At 66.8% G+C, this 14497-nt stretch carries 14 protein-coding genes; 7 read left to right on the top strand and 7 right to left on the bottom strand.

The window, feature by feature from the left end; translation table 11 throughout:
* The first annotated feature begins 9 nt into the window (after window positions 1–9).
* On the top strand, window positions 10–1266 hold the full coding sequence (locus ABNX08_RS15885) for an SUMF1/EgtB/PvdO family nonheme iron enzyme (RefSeq protein WP_022536053.1): 1257 nt from the start codon (window positions 10–12) through the stop codon (window positions 1264–1266).
* A gap of 80 nt (window positions 1267–1346) precedes the next feature.
* Here ABNX08_RS15885 and ABNX08_RS15880 read toward each other — a convergent pair whose 3' ends face one another.
* The 5 genes from ABNX08_RS15880 to ABNX08_RS15860 form a co-directional block, all read right to left on the bottom strand.
* Window positions 1347–3284 carry a DEAD/DEAH box helicase gene (locus ABNX08_RS15880; protein WP_349608820.1) on the bottom strand — a complete coding sequence of 646 codons (1938 nt, stop codon included), beginning with the start codon at window positions 3282–3284 and terminating at the stop codon, window positions 1347–1349.
* Between the two features lie 839 nt (window positions 3285–4123).
* Entirely contained in the window at window positions 4124–4366 is a 243-nt protein-coding gene (locus tag ABNX08_RS15875; RefSeq protein ID WP_022536051.1) for a hypothetical protein, read from the bottom strand.
* A 141-nt stretch (window positions 4367–4507) separates the two neighbouring features.
* The gene (locus ABNX08_RS15870) at window positions 4508–4783 is read right to left on the bottom strand and encodes a hypothetical protein (RefSeq protein ID WP_349608822.1); all 276 of its coding nucleotides are present in this window, start codon (window positions 4781–4783) and stop codon (window positions 4508–4510) included.
* A gap of 82 nt (window positions 4784–4865) precedes the next feature.
* A complete protein-coding gene (locus ABNX08_RS15865; RefSeq protein ID WP_022536049.1) occupies window positions 4866–5129 on the bottom strand; it encodes a hypothetical protein in 264 nt (87 codons plus the stop codon).
* A gap of 57 nt (window positions 5130–5186) precedes the next feature.
* Window positions 5187–5450, bottom strand: coding sequence for a hypothetical protein (locus tag ABNX08_RS15860; RefSeq protein WP_022536048.1), 264 nt, complete (start codon window positions 5448–5450; stop codon window positions 5187–5189).
* A 401-nt stretch (window positions 5451–5851) separates the two neighbouring features.
* On the opposite strand from ABNX08_RS15860, the gene ABNX08_RS15855 reads away from it, so the two are divergent.
* Complete coding sequence (locus ABNX08_RS15855; RefSeq protein WP_022536047.1) at window positions 5852–7903, top strand: serine/threonine-protein kinase; 2052 nt, start codon at window positions 5852–5854, stop codon at window positions 7901–7903.
* Between the two features lie 42 nt (window positions 7904–7945).
* Here the strand turns inward: ABNX08_RS15855 and ABNX08_RS15850 are convergent, their stop codons facing one another.
* Window positions 7946–8596 (bottom strand): formylglycine-generating enzyme family protein, encoded by a 651-nt coding sequence (locus ABNX08_RS15850; RefSeq protein WP_374063680.1) that lies wholly within the window; start codon window positions 8594–8596, stop codon window positions 7946–7948.
* 826 nt (window positions 8597–9422) lie between these two features.
* On the opposite strand from ABNX08_RS15850, the gene ABNX08_RS15845 reads away from it, so the two are divergent.
* Complete coding sequence (locus ABNX08_RS15845) at window positions 9423–9848, top strand: DUF4399 domain-containing protein (protein WP_041681111.1); 426 nt, start codon at window positions 9423–9425, stop codon at window positions 9846–9848.
* A gap of 37 nt (window positions 9849–9885) precedes the next feature.
* Complete coding sequence (locus ABNX08_RS15840; RefSeq protein ID WP_022536044.1) at window positions 9886–10314, top strand: DUF4399 domain-containing protein; 429 nt, start codon at window positions 9886–9888, stop codon at window positions 10312–10314.
* Window positions 10315–10517: 203 nt separating this feature from the next.
* Here the strand turns inward: ABNX08_RS15840 and ABNX08_RS15835 are convergent, their stop codons facing one another.
* On the bottom strand, window positions 10518–11768 hold the full coding sequence (locus ABNX08_RS15835; protein ID WP_374063611.1) for an IS256 family transposase: 1251 nt from the start codon (window positions 11766–11768) through the stop codon (window positions 10518–10520).
* A gap of 409 nt (window positions 11769–12177) precedes the next feature.
* Here ABNX08_RS15835 and ABNX08_RS15830 point away from each other — a divergent pair, with 409 nt between their 5' ends.
* The 3 genes from ABNX08_RS15830 to ABNX08_RS15820 all read left to right on the top strand — a co-directional run bounded on the left by ABNX08_RS15830 (window position 12178) and on the right by ABNX08_RS15820 (window position 14413).
* Window positions 12178–12447 carry a hypothetical protein gene (locus ABNX08_RS15830; RefSeq protein WP_022536042.1) on the top strand — a complete coding sequence of 90 codons (270 nt, stop codon included), beginning with the start codon at window positions 12178–12180 and terminating at the stop codon, window positions 12445–12447.
* 57 nt (window positions 12448–12504) lie between these two features.
* Window positions 12505–12774, top strand: a complete 270-nt coding sequence (locus ABNX08_RS15825; protein WP_022536041.1) for a hypothetical protein — start codon at window positions 12505–12507, stop codon at window positions 12772–12774.
* A 193-nt stretch (window positions 12775–12967) separates the two neighbouring features.
* On the top strand, window positions 12968–14413 hold the full coding sequence (locus ABNX08_RS15820; protein ID WP_022536040.1) for an efflux transporter outer membrane subunit: 1446 nt from the start codon (window positions 12968–12970) through the stop codon (window positions 14411–14413).
* The last annotated feature ends 84 nt before the right edge of the window (window positions 14414–14497 follow it).

Raw genomic sequence — 14497 nt, 5'->3', positions numbered from 1 at the left:
ACCTTCCCGATGAGCGGCTTCCCCATGCTTCCCGATCTCTATTTCACTGGCGGCAAGGCGACCTGGTCCGACCCGCGCCGGCTGCCGCGCGAAGGCCTGGCGCAGGCGCTGGTCGAGACCCGCAGCCGCACGCTGGCCTGGCTCGCGCCGTTCGGCCAGACGCGGCGCGCCTGGGACGTGCCACGCCAGTACGATGCCGATCCGCCGCTGTGGACGTTGGGGCATGTCGCCTGGCATGCCGAGTGGTGGTGCCTGCGCGGCGTGCGCCAGGTGGACCGCGGCGGCGTACCGGTGCCGGTGGCGAGCGAGCCCGCGCTGCTCGACGGCGCCGACGAATGGTTCGACCCCGACCGCATCGGCCCGGACGAGCGCTGGGAAATCACGCTGCCCGACGTGGCCGTGGTCAAGCAGTATGCCGCCGAGGTGCTCGACGGCGTGCTGCGCCGGATCGCACTGCTGCCGGATGACGACGACCTGACGCTGTACCCGTTTCGCCGCGCGCTGTTCCATGAGGATGCGCAGGGCGAGGGCGTGGCGGCGCTGCTGCAGGCGCTGGGCATGGCGCCGGCCGAGGCCGTGGGCGCCGGCATGGCCCAGCCCGCGGGGCATGGGGGCACGCTGCATTTCCCGGGCGGGCGCTTCACACTCGGCTGGAACGATCCCGACGGTTTTGCCTGGCCCGACGAGCTTCCGCCCCAGCCGACTTATGTGCCGGCCTTCGAGATGGACATGGCGCCGGTCAGCACCGCGCAGTTCCTGGAATTCGTCGAGGACGGTGGCTACCAGCACCCGGCCTGGTGGTCGCCCGCCGGGCGCCAGTGGCTGATGACGCAGGAACGCTCGGCGCCGCGCTACTGGTCGCGCCATCCGTCGACGCGCGCGTGGATGGTGGAGCGCTTCGGCACGCTGCGCACGCTTAACCCCGACGAGGCGGTGCGCCACGTCACGCTGTACGAAGCGCAGGCGTGGTGCGTCTGGGCCGGGCGGCGCCTGCCGGCGGAATCGGAATGGGAGCTCGCCGCCACGCAGAACCGCGGCCTGCAGTGGGGCGCGCTGCGCGAGTGGACGGCAACGCCGTACGAGCCGTATGCGGGCTTTACCGCCGCGCCTTCGGACGGCGAGCTGGTGAGCCACTTCGGCACGCACCAGGCGGTGCGCGGCATCTCCTTCGCCAGTCCTGCGCGGCTGCGCCATGTGCGCGCACGCTGGGCGCTGCTGCCGGAGGATGATCTTGCCTTCGTCGGCTTCCGCACCTGCGCGCTTTAGCAGACGGCGCCGCGCATGGAAAAGGGCACCCGAGGGTGCCCTTTCTTCTGCCTGGCAGGTGCGCTCAGCGCACCGTCCGATCAGCGCTCGTAGCGCGAGCGGCTGTTGCGGTTGCCGTTGCTGTTGCCGTTGCCGCCGTAGCCGCCGCCAAAGCTGCGGTTGCCATCGCGGTTGCCATCGCGATTGCCGCTGAAGGTACGGCCTTCGCCGTTGCCGCGGTAGCCGCCGCTACCGGTGCGATTGCCGTCGGCAAAGGTGCGCGCAGCACCCTCGCGGTTGCCGAAACCACCGCGGTTGTCGTCGCCGAAGCTGCGGCCGCCTTCGCGGTTGCCGAAGCCACGTGCGCCGTCGCTGGCGCCGCGGTAGCCGCCGCCCTGGCCGCCCTGGCCACGGTAGCCGGCACCTTCACGGTTGCCGAAGCCGCCACGGTTGTCGTCACCGAACGGGCGCGCGCCTTCTGCGCGGTTGCCGAAGCCACGGCTCTCGCCGCTGAACTTGCGCTCGCCGAAGCCGCCGGCGCCACCGCCATTGCCGCCGCCGAACTTACGGTCGCCGAAGCTGCGCTCGCCGCCACGGTAGCCGCCGCCATTGCCGCCGCCGTTGCCACGGAAGTCACCACGGCCGCCCGGCTTGCCGCCGAAGTTCGAGCGGGGCTTGGGCGAACGGCGCGGCTCCAGGCCTTCGATCACCGAAGCGTCGATGCGCTGGTTGGTGAAGCGCTCGATGCGCTTCCACTGGAACATGTCGTTGTGGTTCACCAGGTTGATGGCGGTGCCCGAGCGGCCTGCGCGGCCGGTACGGCCGATGCGGTGCACGTAGTCCTCGGCCTGCTTGGGCAGGTCGAAGTTCACCACGTGGGTGATATCGGGCACGTCGATGCCGCGCGCGGCCACGTCGGTGGCCACCAGCACGCGCAGGTTGCCGCGGCGCAGTGCGGTCAGGGTGCGGTTACGCGCGCCCTGGGTCATGTCGCCGTGCAGTGCGCCGGCCGAGAAGCCGGTGTCGGACAGGCGCTCGGCCAGCGAATCGGCATCGCGCTTGGTCGCGGTGAAGACGATGGCTTGCTTGAGCGTTGAGTCGCGCAGCAGGTGGTCCAGCAGGCGCTCCTTGTGCGACATGTCGTCGGTAAAGTGCAGGCGCTGCTCGATATGGCTCTGGTCGGCGCGGGCCGCGGCGATCTCGATGCGCTGCGGGTCACGCAGCTGGCGCGAGGCGAGCTGGCCGATACGCGCATCCAGCGTGGCCGAGAACATCAGCGTCTGGCGCGAAGCCGGCGTGGCGTTGACGATGGCGTCGATGTCGTCGGCAAAGCCCATGTCGAGCATGCGGTCGGCCTCGTCGAACACCAGCATCTGCAGTGCCGACAGGTCGATGCGGCCGGCGTCGATATGGTCGAGCAGGCGGCCCGGCGTGGCCACGAGGATGTCAGGCATCTTGGCCAGCGCGGCCAGCTGCTTGGGGTAGGGCATGCCGCCCAGGATGCTGGCGCAGACGATGCGGCGCAGGTTGCGGCCGTACTTGGCGGCAGCCTCGGTCACCTGCAGCGCCAGTTCGCGCGTCGGGGTCAGCACCAGCAGTGCGGGCTGGGCCGGCGACGGGCGGGGGCGCTTGCCCTTCATGCGCTTGGCGGGCTCGGTCGCGCGCTGCGGCGCCGGCATTTCGCTGATGCGCTGGATCGCGGGCAGCATGAACGCGGCGGTCTTGCCCGAGCCGGTCTGGCTCGAGACCAGCAGGTCACGGCCGGCCAGGAAGGCCGGGATGGCCTGGGCCTGCACCGGGGTCGGCGTGTTGTAATTCAGTTCGGAGAGCGCGCGCAGGATGGCGGCGTCCAGGCCGAGCGTGGCGAAACCGCTCTCAGTCTGGATGGTAGCGGCCGGGGCTTCGGCTGCCGGGCTGCCGTTGAGCATGGCGTCGAGCTTGTCGAGCGGGCTCTCGATAATCTGGGCGGCGTCGGAAGTGATCGAAGCGTCGGTCGCGGAGGCAATAGCTTGCTCCGCACGAATGTCGTGCTGGGTCATGTCGTAATGGTCAAGTAAATGCATGGCACCCCGGCAAAGCAAATGGGGTGGGCGCAGTGCAAAGTCTTAAAAAGGCTTCGGCGCCAATCGGTGAGGCCGTTACGACAGACACAGCTGGCAGTACGGCGGCAGGCAGGGCTTTGGCTGGTCCCGCTAGGCGGTCCGGCCATGTCCCTGGCAGGCAAACAGCTCAGGTTTCAGGCTGTTCAACAGGATCGGAGACGAGGCGACGTCAGGTGAGCGATGCGTTCTGCTGGGCGGCTGGCGCTTAGGTGATTAACCAGGCGTCCGGCAGCGAGGAAACAGAGCTTGGGAGGGCAGCGGATTCGCCGCGGCAGGAAGGTGAAGCAGTGCCGGGCGCTTGGCGGATCTCACAGTTGCGAAACTCACAGCGGCGGATTATAGCAGAGTGCGGAATTTTTGTTGCGGTGCGAAAACGTAACCGGATATGTCAGCCGGCGATCACCCCACGCCGCCCCGGCACCGCGCCGGCGCTGGCGCGGGTTGCAAGGGCGCGGCGCCCGCCTATACTGGAGGCGCGGGCACACAGGATGCCCGCACGGGGCGGACGAAACGTTCCCGCTTGACCTCCTCCAGCGGCATTGGGCCGCTGTTCGCGGCGAGCAATGCGGTCATTGCCCCCAGTGCCAGACTTTCTGCGACTCTCCGGGTGGTCCGGATGGGCGTCCGCGTCATGGGCGGAATCATGGGAAGCCTGCCTGGCCAATTGAATGACCGAACTGCTGACCGCGTGGACCCAGGATGTCCGGGCCCGTCCGCAACCAAGCCCGCCATTGACTGGCGGGCTTTCATTTTGCGGCTTTCGTTCCTGCTGCAGTTCAGTCCTCGGCATCCTTGCCCGCTGCCTTGCGCGGCAGCCGGCCGAGCGGCTGCTCGCGCGGCATCACGTAGCGGTTGCCCGGCAATCCGCCCGGGTAGTCGACGATGCGCGCGACGCCCTGGCGCCGCAGGCCATGCCATGCCTGGCCGCCGGCGGTGCGCCCCCCGCCCAGGATGGCGGTCATGGCCTGCCGGTCGAGATCCATGCTGTCGGACAAATCCTTGATGACGATCACTGCCATGGCTGTCTCCGTCATGCGGGACCGCGGCCGCATGGCCGCGGTCCCCGGTAGGGAACCCCAGCCATGCGGCCGCGGGACCGCTTCAGTATAGGCGAGACGGTCCGCGGTCCTCCCTGGCCACAGTCCCGCCCCGCGCTTCGCTCAGACGGCGGCGAAATTGCCGCCCCATTGCGACGGGTCCACGTTGACGCGCACCGGGCCGAAGCCAGGGCCGATGCTGCCGACGTTGTTCAGGGTGTTCACGTTGACGCTCTGCAGCTGCGCGATGTTCTGGTTGACATTGACCGTGACGTTGGCCAGCGGGCCGACGTTGCCGATGCCGCGGCTGAGCCACGAATTGCCGCCGCGTACGGCGCACAGCGAGGCACGGTCGAGTTCCTTGCTCAGGGCAAGATCGCGGACGAGGATTGTTGACATGATGGTGCTCCTTTAAACGGGGTGCCGGGGGCGGCTGGCGCGGAGATTGCTGCTTCTCCGCGCATGCCGCGACCAGGACGTATCAGCCGTAGATGTTGTTGGTTGCGTTCTGGTTGGTGTGCACGTTGGACTTGACGTGGTCCAGGAAGGCCGAGCCGTTGCCGTTCAGGTTGGTCACCGTCTGCATCTGCGCGATTTCCTGCGTGGCAGTGATGCTCTTGTCGATCGACAGCTTGAGCGGCGCGTACACGAAGGGCATGTAGGCGAAGCCGCCGCGCACGGCGTGCATGCGCTTGCTGTCGAGGGTTTCGGCGGCGGACAGGTCTTTGATGGTCAGCGTGGTCATGATGGTCTCCGGTATCGGTAGTCGGTGCGTCGGTTCAGTTGGCTGGGGCGCGAGGGCTCAGCGGTAGATGTTGTTGCTGGCGTACTGGTCGGTGTGCACGTTGGACTTGACGTGGTCCAGGAAGGCCGAGCCGTTGCCGTTCATGTTGGTGACGGTCTGCATCTGCGCGATTTCCTGCTTGGCGTTGATGCTGCTGTCGAATGACAGCTTCACGGGGCTGTAGACGAAGGGCATGTAGGCGAAGCCGCCGCGTACGGCGTGCATGCCCTTGCGGTCCAGGGTTTCGGTGGAGGACAGGTCCTTGATGGTCAGCGTGGTCATGATGGTCTCCGGTAGAGGAAGGTATTGCCTTGGGGTTGGTTTCGAGCATCGGATGTCGCGCTCGGGAGGTACTAACGCAGGGAGTGTGCCAACGCCGTTGCCAACCGCGCCGGGCACGCGTAACTACCTGAAAACATGAGGGATTTATTTGTGATGTCGGCTCGCGCGCACTGGCTGCGGCTCATGCCGGGGGTCATGGCTGACGGGCCCGGGCCAACAGTTGGCATACTGGTGTTGGCGCCGCGGCGACAGTGGCGCTGCGCGGCTGCCGCGATCGGCGACGACCGGGCGCGCGATGCGTTGCGTGCTGACTGCGGATGGATTGCGCATGCCTTGGGTGCGCACTAGTATCCATCGAAGGCAGGGTACTTCCGCACGGTGGGTCGATCCTGTCAGCAACCATGTCGGGGCATGCCGTGGCCAGTCTCAAAGACCTGATCCGCAAGTTCCAGAACGGCGGTCTCTCCGACGACGAGTTCGTCGCGTCGTTCGAGACAGCCCTGGCGCAGGACCCCACCACGCCCAGCCAGGCGGCGCGCGTGGTCATCGAGGAAAACACGCGTTTCCCGTTCCCGCCCGCGGTCTATGCTGAAGTGATGCGGCGCATCGAGCGCCAGAGCGCCACGCAGTACGGTGCCGCCACCGAAGCCACGCGCCTGGCCAGCGGGCCGCAGACGGGCTCGCTGTACGCGACCTCGCCCGAGGCGGGCACGCTGCCGCAGGCGGCGCACACCAAGGGCGTCGGCGATACCCTCAACGGCCGCTTCGTGCTGGAGGAGTGCCTGGGCGTGGGCGGCATGGGCACGGTCTACAAGGCGCTCGACCTGCGCAAGCTAGAAGCGTCTGACCGCAAGCCGTATATCGCCATCAAGGTGCTGAACCTGCAGTTCAGCGGCCATCCCAAGTCGCTGATGGCGCTGCAGCGCGAGGCGCGCAAGGCGCAGACGCTGGCGCACCGGAACATCGTCACGGTCTATGACTTCGACCGCGACGGGCCGGTGGTCTTCCTGACCATGGAATACCTGTCCGGCACCTCGCTGAACCATGTGCTCAAGGCGCCGGGCTTTGCCGGCATGCCGATGGCGCGCGCCATGTCCATCATCAACGGCATGGGCAACGCACTGGCCTACGCGCACGAACGCGGCTTCGTGCATTGCGACTTCAAGCCCGCCAACGTCTTCCTGACCGACAGCGGCGAGGTCAAGGTGATCGACTTCGGCATTGCGCGCGGCTTCCTGCCACCGGCGGACGAATCCGACAAGACCGTGTTCGATCCCGGCTCGCTGGGCGGCATGACCCCGGCCTACGCCAGCCCCGAGATGTTCGAGCACCGTGAGCCCGATCCGCGCGACGATATCTTCGCGCTGGCCTGCGTGACCTATGAACTGATGACGGGCAAGCATCCGTACCAGCGGCTGGGAGCCAACCAGGCGCGCGAGGCCGGGCTCAAGCCGGTGCAGCCGCCGCAGCTGAGCCGCACCCAATGGAAGACGCTGCGCGAAGCGCTGTCGCTGGACCGTGAAACCCGCACACCGACGGTCGCGCTGTTCCTGAAAGGCATGAGCGCGGTGCCGATAGCGCCCACGCCGCGCCCCTCGCCGCTGATGGCAGGTGGCGTGCTGGCGGTGCTGGCCGGCGTGTCGGCGATCGGCTACTACGCCTGGCATGCACAGCGGCAGGCGGGAGCGCCGGCGGACGACACACGGGTCGAGGCGCCGGCCACGCCACCGGCTCCGGCGCCCGCCACGCCCGCACCCGCACCCGCACCCGCGCGTCCGGCAGTACTGTCGATGGCCGAGGTCCGCAAGGTGCTGGCCGCTGTGCCGTGCTCGCTGCTGAGCGCCAGCGAGCAGGCGCAGACAGTGCGCGTGCGCGGTTTCCTGGCCGAGAGCGTGGGGCCCGCGCGACTGCGCGAGCAGCTCGGCGCGTTGCCGGGGGTGAAGGGCGTGTCGATCGACACCCAGCCGCTGGCCGCCGACAAGTGCGACGTGGCCACGCTGGTCGCCCCATACTGGTCGGGCAACCGCGAGGGCGGCACCGCGTCTTCGCTGCGGCTGCGCGGCCAGGGTACGCAGCTGACCGAGGGAAACCCGCTGGTGCTGGACCTGCGCACGCCGGCGCAGGACTCCTATGTCTATGTCGATTACTTCGCGGCTGACGGCAAGGTGGCGCACATGGTGCCCAGCGCACGCGTGCCCGCGCACCAGGCGCCGCCCGGTCTCACTGCCACCATTGGCGACAGCGGTGACTGGATCGTCTCCGGTCCGTTCGGTACCGAACTGGTGGTGCTGCTGACCACGCCGGCGCCGCTGTTCGAAGGGCGCCGCTCCGAGGTCGAGGCGCGGCAGGACTACGTCCGCGCACTGGAGAAGCCACTCGCGCAGATGGCGCGCACCTATGGCCGGGACCGCATCAGCGCGGACCTGGTGCAGATCTCGACGCGCGCGCGGTGAGCGCGAGCCTCATGACGCCCGGCATTGCCGTTGGCGCCAGCACTACTTCATGTCGCGCGCCACGCGAAAGCCGTTCTGCGACTGCCGCACGCTCGGGCTGTACTTGAAGCGCGTGGACGACACCATGTAGCTGGCGCCTTCGCGCCACGAGCCGCCGCGGATCACGCGCGAGCCGCAGGCATTCTCGTTCCAGGCGCGCCCGTCGGTCGGTGCGTTCTTGTACGAGCTGTGCCAGCAATCGGCCACCCATTCCCACACGCTGCCGTTGACGTCGTGCAGGCCATAGGGGTTGGCCGCGAATGAGCCCACCGGCGCCGGCGCGTCCTGGCTCCACGGCTCGCCGCAGTCCTTGCAGTTGGCATTGCCCTTGCGCATCTGGTCGCCCCACCAGAACGCGCTGGCGGTGCCGCCGCGCGCCGCGTATTCCCATTCCGCCTCCGTCGGCAGCCGGTAGGTCTTGCCGGTGGTCTTGCTGAGCCAGGCCACGTACTGCTGCGCGTCGTCCCAGCTGACGTCGCGCACCGGCGCGTTCTTGGCGCTTTCGGCAACGGTGGGGATGCTCTGGCAGCCGCCGGCGGTGGCGCAGGCGTTCCATTGCTCGACCGTGACCTCGTAGCGGCCGATCGCGAATGGCTGGCCGATGGTGACGTGATGCGGGGGCTTCTCGGCGGGGTCGCTGGCGCTGCTGCCCATGGTGAAGCTGCCGGCAGGCAGGGAGACCAGCACCGGGCAGGTTGGGCAATCGCGGATCTCACCGGCGCGTAGTGTGGTGCTGACCGCACCGCCTGCCGCCGCGCCCGGCTTTGCCGATGCCGCCGCAGGCGGGGCCGCCGGTGGCGATGCCGGACGCGCCGCGGCCGGTGGGGATGCCGCCGGCGGCCGCGTCACCTGGCCGCCGGCAGTTGCGCCGGAGCGGGGCGGCGATGGTGGCTGCGCCTTCGGTGGCGAGGCGGCGGCGAGCCGCTCCAGGCGCGCCTTGGCCAGCACCGCGAAGCGCCCGTTGGGATACTGCTTCAGGTAGGCTTCGTAGTCGCTGGCTTGGTTGCTGTTCTTGATCGATTCCCAGAAGCTCAGCTCGTACTGCTCGTCGGTGTTCTTGGGCATGATGCCGGCCAGCAGCAGCGGCTCCGTGGCCGGTGCAGCGGTGGCAGCGCCGGCCGCCTGCGCGGGCAGCGGCGCGGTGGCGAGGATCCCGGCCATCGCGGCCAGGCGCACGACTGGTAGATTGCGCCACATTTCACACCTCATTGGGGCCGCGGCGAACCCGTTGCATGCGGGACGCATACCCGGGGGCGCATTGTGGTGTTGCCGAGACGTCGACCGGCTTGCTTCAAGATAGCACAGCGCTTGTGTCTCCGGCGGGGCATTCCCATCTGGCCACGACACGCCGGGTTCGCTTTTTCCGGGGTTGCATCCTAACCTGAATGACGAATCGCCGAGCGCTGACCAACAAGCAACAAGAATGGGCTTTCGGGACAACGTGATCGGGTTTCGGACAGTCTTCCGGGAGGCGCCGCGTATGTCCAGACGATTCCTGTTCCGCCTGCTGGCGGCCGCAACCCTGGCCGCAGCCCCGTCGTTGTCGCTGTCGACGGCAGCCCCGCCCAATGCCGAGGTCTACATTATCTGGCCGCACGATGGGACCGTCATCAGCGGCGGCAAGTTCTGGGTGCGCATGGGCCTGCGCAATATGGGCGTCTGCCCCAAGGGCGTCGAATCGTCGCGCTGCGGGCACCACCACCTGCTGATCGACACCGAGCTGCCGCCGCTGGACAAGGAAATCCCGTCGGACAAGAACCACCTGCACTTCGGTGCGGGCGAGACCGACGCGCGCATCGAGCTGCCGCCCGGCAAGCACACGTTGCAGCTGCTGCTGGGCGATGCCAAGCATGTGCCGTTCGAGCCGCCGATCTATTCGAAGAAGGTCACGATCACGGTGCGCTAGCCGCGCGCAGGCCGATCAGCAAACAGGGGAGAGCGCCATGTTCAGACTACTTGCTGCCGCTGCCTTCGCCGTCAGCGTGCTGCTGTCCGCGGCGGTCCAGGGCGGGTCGACGCCGGCCCCGCCCAATGCCTATCTCTATATCGGCTGGCCCAACGATGGGCAGACGATGCCTGCGGGCAAGCCGTTCAAGGTGTGGTTCGGGTTGCGGAACATGGGGGTGGCGCCCAAGGATGTGAAGTATCCCAACACCGGGCATCATCATTTGCTGATCGATGTCGAGCTGCCGCCGATGGATAAGGAAATCCCCAATGACCGGAATCACTTGCATTTTGGGGCGGGGGAGACCGAGACCATGGTCGAGTTGCCGCCCGGCAAGCACACGCTGCAGCTTTTGATGGGTGATGACAAGCACATTCCTACCAACCCGCCGGTTTATTCGAAGAAGATTACGATTTATGTGAAGTGAAGTGAAGTGAAGTGAAGTGAAGTGAAGTGAAGTGAAGGGGGGGGCTGGTCGATGATCGGCGGCCCTCGCTGTTGGTGACATGTTTTCGCTGTTGAACCGCTCGGTTCTGCCCTCCTGGGCGGGGGGTGTCAGGATTTTTGTGTGCAAGGCTAAAGGCCTGCCTGCCGGGCCGGCTGCCCGGCAGGCAGGCCTTTGATCCTATCTCAGCGATGGGGTTGTGTGAAGCGATCCTCGTAGAGGATCGCGAACTGGTTCATGGCCGCTTTCCAGTCGTGCGTGGCGCTGCCCCACTTGCAGGTGATGTTGCGCAAGGCTAGCCACAGCAGCTTGGTGGCCGCTTCATCGCTCGGGAAGTGTCCGCGGGTCTTGATGATCTTGCGCAGTTGCGCGTTGATGCTCTCGATGGCATTCGTGGTGTAGATGATCTTGCGGATGGCTGGCGGGAACGCAAAGAATGGAATCACGCGGTCCCACGCGCGGTGCCAGGAGGCTGCAATCGGCGGGTAGCGCTTGCCCCAGTCGCTTTGCTCGAAGGCCAATAGCGCCGCCTGTGCGGCCTCTACCGTGGCTGCTGTGTAGACAGGCTTGAGCGCGGCTGCCACCGCACGGCGGTCCTTCCAGCTCGCGTAGTCCAGGCTGCCGCGGATCAGATGCACGATGCATGTCTGCAGTGTTGTGCTCGGGAACACCGCGTTCAGGGCCTGCTCCATGCCCTTCAAGCCGTCGGTCACCGCGATCAGGATGTCTTGGGTGCCTCGCGTTTTCAGGTCGTTGAACACCTTCATCCAGAACTTTGCCCCTTCGGTGGTCTCGATCCAGAGGCCCAGGATGTCACGCGTGCCATCGGGCAGCACGCCCAGCGCCAGATAGACCGCCTTGCTGCGCACGACGCCATCCTCGCGCATCTTGACCCGCAGCGCGTCGAAGAACACCACTGGGTACATGACCTCTAACGGGCGGGCCTGCCAGGCGGTGACTTCCTCCATGACCGCATCCGTTACCGAGCTGATGAACGCAGGCGACACCTCGGTGCCGTACTGCTCGACCAGAAACGCCTGGATCTCGCGCACCGTCATGCCGCGGGCATACATGGCGATGATCTTGTCGTCAAAGCCAGTGAAACGCCGGTCGTGCTTGGGAATCAGGATGGGCGCGAAGCTGCCGTCGCGGTCCCGCGGGATCGCCAGGCGCAGCGGTCCCGTGTCGGTAAGCACCGTCTTGGCGCTGGAGCCGTTGCGCTGGTTGGTGGCATTCTCGGGGCGCTCAGCACCCTCCGGGTAGCCCAGGTGATGGCCCAGCTCCGCGCCCATCGCCCGCTCGATCAGGGCCTTCTTGAACGCCATGGCGGCATCCTGCACCGCCTCAGCAGTCATCGGACCTTTGACGAGCTGATCAATTAGCTCCTTGGGGATGCTCGGAAGGTCCCGGGGTGTGGCTTTTGGTTTGCGTGGCATACATGCTCCTTCTCGACATGTTATGCCCTACACACAAAATCCCGCCCAGGAGGGCGGAACCAGGCGGTTCAACAGCGACAACATGTCACCAGCAACGCGGGCCGTCGAGCATCGACCAGATGTAAACCCGCAGCGAGCCTCCCAAGCAGCCAAGTGTCACCCACCCCCCAACACATCTCCACCATCTGTTGGCCACGATCCACCACGCCCACCCTCCACCAGCAGCGCACCATCGCATCCCGCCACCACGCAAAACGCCAAAATCCCCATGTTTACAGGCATTTGCGCGATGGCAACAAAAACAACCGCCCCCCTGGCACGCTCCCTGCGATATCCCCTCCGAGCGCGACACCAACCCGATGCTCAACCCTAACCCCAAAGGCAACACCTTCCTCTACCGGAGCCCATCATGACCACGCTGACCATCAACGACCTGACCACCATCGACACCCTGGACCGCAAGGGCATGCTCGCCGTACGCGGCGGCCGCGCCCTGCTGCCGTTCATGCCGGTGTTTCACCCGCTCAGCCTGTCGATCGACAAGAGCATCACCGCCACGCAGGAAATCGCGCAGATGCAGACCGTGACCAACCTGAACGGCAACGGCTCGGCCTTCCTGGACCACGTCAAGTCCAACGTGCACACCAACCAGAACGCCACCAACAACATCTACGGCTGAGCCCTCGCGCCCCGGCCAACTGAACCGAAGCACTGACTACCGATCCCGGAGACCATCATGACCACGCTGACCATCAAAGACCTGTCCGCCGCCGAAACCCTCGACAGCAAGCGCATGCACGCCGTGCGCGGCGGCCTGTCCTACCTGCCCTTCGCCTCCGTGTACGCCCCGATCAAGCTGGCGTTCGACAGCAGCATCAATGCCAAGCAGGAAATCGCGCAGATGCAGACCGTAACGAATCTGAACGGCAATGGCTCGGCCTTCCTCGACCATGTCCGTTCGCATGTGGATACCAACCAGAACGCCAGCAACAATATCTATCGTTGAGAAGGTTGTTGAGATGGCGCCGCGCCGCGGGGGCGTCCCCGCGGCGCTTTTCTTGACCCCGTGCAGATCGGGGTTGGAGCGCGCGCCAGCGCGCACCACAATACAGACAGACATCGCGGCCCCGGCGCACGCCAGGGCGGTATCCCCAATACGCCCCGACACGTTCCGCCGCTGTCGCACGCAGGAAGCTATCGTGCCTGAATCCCTCATTGCCTCGCCAACCCTGGTGCCGCGCTGCTGGCTGACCGCACTGGCCGCCTGCGCGGCATTGCTGGCAGGCTGCGCCGACTTCCGGCCGCCGGTGTACCAGCGCCCCGAAACGCCGGCCAAGGCCGAATGGACGCGCCAGGACTCGATCACGGTATCGCCGGCCGACGCGGTGCAGCCCAACTGGTGGCATGGCTTCAACGATCCCTACCTGAACAAGCTGATCGAGCAGGCACTCAGCGGCAATTACGACATCAAGGTGCTGGCGGCGCGCATCCGCGTGGCCAACGCACAGATCGGCGAGGCGCGTGCCGGCGCGCTGCCCGTGATCGATATCGGCGCCGGCGCAAGCTTCGAAAAGACCACCGGGCAGAAGTCCACCTGGACCTATAACGCCGCCGCCCAGCTGAACTGGGACATCGATATCTGGGGCAAGGTCGAGAAGGGCGTGCAGGCCCAGACCGCCGAGTTCAGCGCGACGGAGGCCGACTGGCGCGCCGGCTACCTGACGCTGGTGTCAAATGTATCGACTACTTACTTCCAGATCCTGCAGTTCGATGAGCAGATCGAGCAGCAGGCGCGCACCGTCGCCAAGAACGGGCAGATCCTGTCCACCTACCAGGCCATGTACCAGAACGGTCTGGTGCCCAAGATCCGCGTGATGCAGCAGCAGGCGGAAATCAACCGCCTCAACAAGGACCTGCTGGAGCTGCGCCGTTCGCGCGACGTGGCGGAAAACGCGCTGGCCACGCTGGTCGGGGTGCCCGCGGGCAATCTCAAGGTGCCGGCCGGGCGCCTGCAGGACCGCGTGCAGCCGCCCGCGGTGCCGGCCGGGCTGCCGTCGCAGTTGCTGGCGCGCCGCCCGGATGTCGTGGCCGCTGAATACCGTGTGCTGGCGGCCTACAACATCGTCGGCCAGGCACGCCTGGCGCAGCTGCCCACCATCAGCCTGACCGCGCGCGGCGGCACCGCCAGCTTTGCCCTGAGCGACCTGCTCAAGTCCTTCACCTTCGGCTTCATGCCCAGCATCAACCTGCCGATGCTCGACCCGAACGTACGCGCCCGCGTGAAGACCACCGAGGCACAGGTGGGCGTGGCGGAAAACGAATATGGCCGCACCGTGATGACGGCTTTCGAAGAGGTGGAGAGTGCACTGGTCAATGTCGACGCGCATAAGAAGCAACGCATCGAGCTGCAGCAGCAGGTCGAGCAGCTGCGCGTCGTGTCCGCGCAGATCGAGGCGCAGCTCAGGGAGGGCGTGGTCTCGCAGCTGGAAGTGTTCGAGACCGAGCGTTCGCTGCTGACTGCGCAGCTGCAATTGTTGGCGGTCCACCAACAGATCCTGGCCGACACCGTCACGCTGTACAAGGCGCTTGGCGGTGGCTGGCCCGATACGGATGTGCGCAACACGGCCTCGAATCCCCCTCAATAAATGCTGTCTACGGTGCCGGCCCGCTATCCACGTGATGCCGGCGTACGCAACGGGTTGCGCACCGAGCCCCTTATTCCCGCCACT

Source organism: Cupriavidus sp. DF5525, from assembly GCF_040149425.2.
GTDB classification, from domain to species: domain Bacteria; phylum Pseudomonadota; class Gammaproteobacteria; order Burkholderiales; family Burkholderiaceae; genus Cupriavidus; species Cupriavidus pickettii_A.
Note: the sequence above shows the minus strand (reverse complement) of the source record. Positions and strands in the feature narration are given on the sequence as shown.

What these genes read in the sequence shown, in the direction of transcription:
- ABNX08_RS15885 (WP_022536053.1), top strand. Translation starts at nt 10, where the DNA reads ATGAGCGGCTTCCCCATGCTTCCCGATCTCTATTTCACTGGCGGCAAG.
- ABNX08_RS15880 (WP_349608820.1), bottom strand. Translation starts at nt 3,284, where the DNA reads ATGACCCAGCACGACATTCGTGCGGAGCAAGCTATTGCCTCCGCGACC.
- ABNX08_RS15875 (WP_022536051.1), bottom strand. Translation starts at nt 4,366, where the DNA reads ATGGCAGTGATCGTCATCAAGGATTTGTCCGACAGCATGGATCTCGAC.
- ABNX08_RS15870 (WP_349608822.1), bottom strand. Translation starts at nt 4,783, where the DNA reads ATGTCAACAATCCTCGTCCGCGATCTTGCCCTGAGCAAGGAACTCGAC.
- ABNX08_RS15865 (WP_022536049.1), bottom strand. Translation starts at nt 5,129, where the DNA reads ATGACCACGCTGACCATCAAAGACCTGTCCGCCGCCGAAACCCTCGAC.
- ABNX08_RS15860 (WP_022536048.1), bottom strand. Translation starts at nt 5,450, where the DNA reads ATGACCACGCTGACCATCAAGGACCTGTCCTCCACCGAAACCCTGGAC.
- ABNX08_RS15855 (WP_022536047.1), top strand. Translation starts at nt 5,852, where the DNA reads ATGTCGGGGCATGCCGTGGCCAGTCTCAAAGACCTGATCCGCAAGTTC.
- ABNX08_RS15850 (WP_374063680.1), bottom strand. Translation starts at nt 8,596, where the DNA reads ATGGGCAGCAGCGCCAGCGACCCCGCCGAGAAGCCCCCGCATCACGTC.
- ABNX08_RS15845 (WP_041681111.1), top strand. Translation starts at nt 9,423, where the DNA reads ATGTCCAGACGATTCCTGTTCCGCCTGCTGGCGGCCGCAACCCTGGCC.
- ABNX08_RS15840 (WP_022536044.1), top strand. Translation starts at nt 9,886, where the DNA reads ATGTTCAGACTACTTGCTGCCGCTGCCTTCGCCGTCAGCGTGCTGCTG.
- ABNX08_RS15835 (WP_374063611.1), bottom strand. Translation starts at nt 11,768, where the DNA reads ATGCCACGCAAACCAAAAGCCACACCCCGGGACCTTCCGAGCATCCCC.
- ABNX08_RS15830 (WP_022536042.1), top strand. Translation starts at nt 12,178, where the DNA reads ATGACCACGCTGACCATCAACGACCTGACCACCATCGACACCCTGGAC.
- ABNX08_RS15825 (WP_022536041.1), top strand. Translation starts at nt 12,505, where the DNA reads ATGACCACGCTGACCATCAAAGACCTGTCCGCCGCCGAAACCCTCGAC.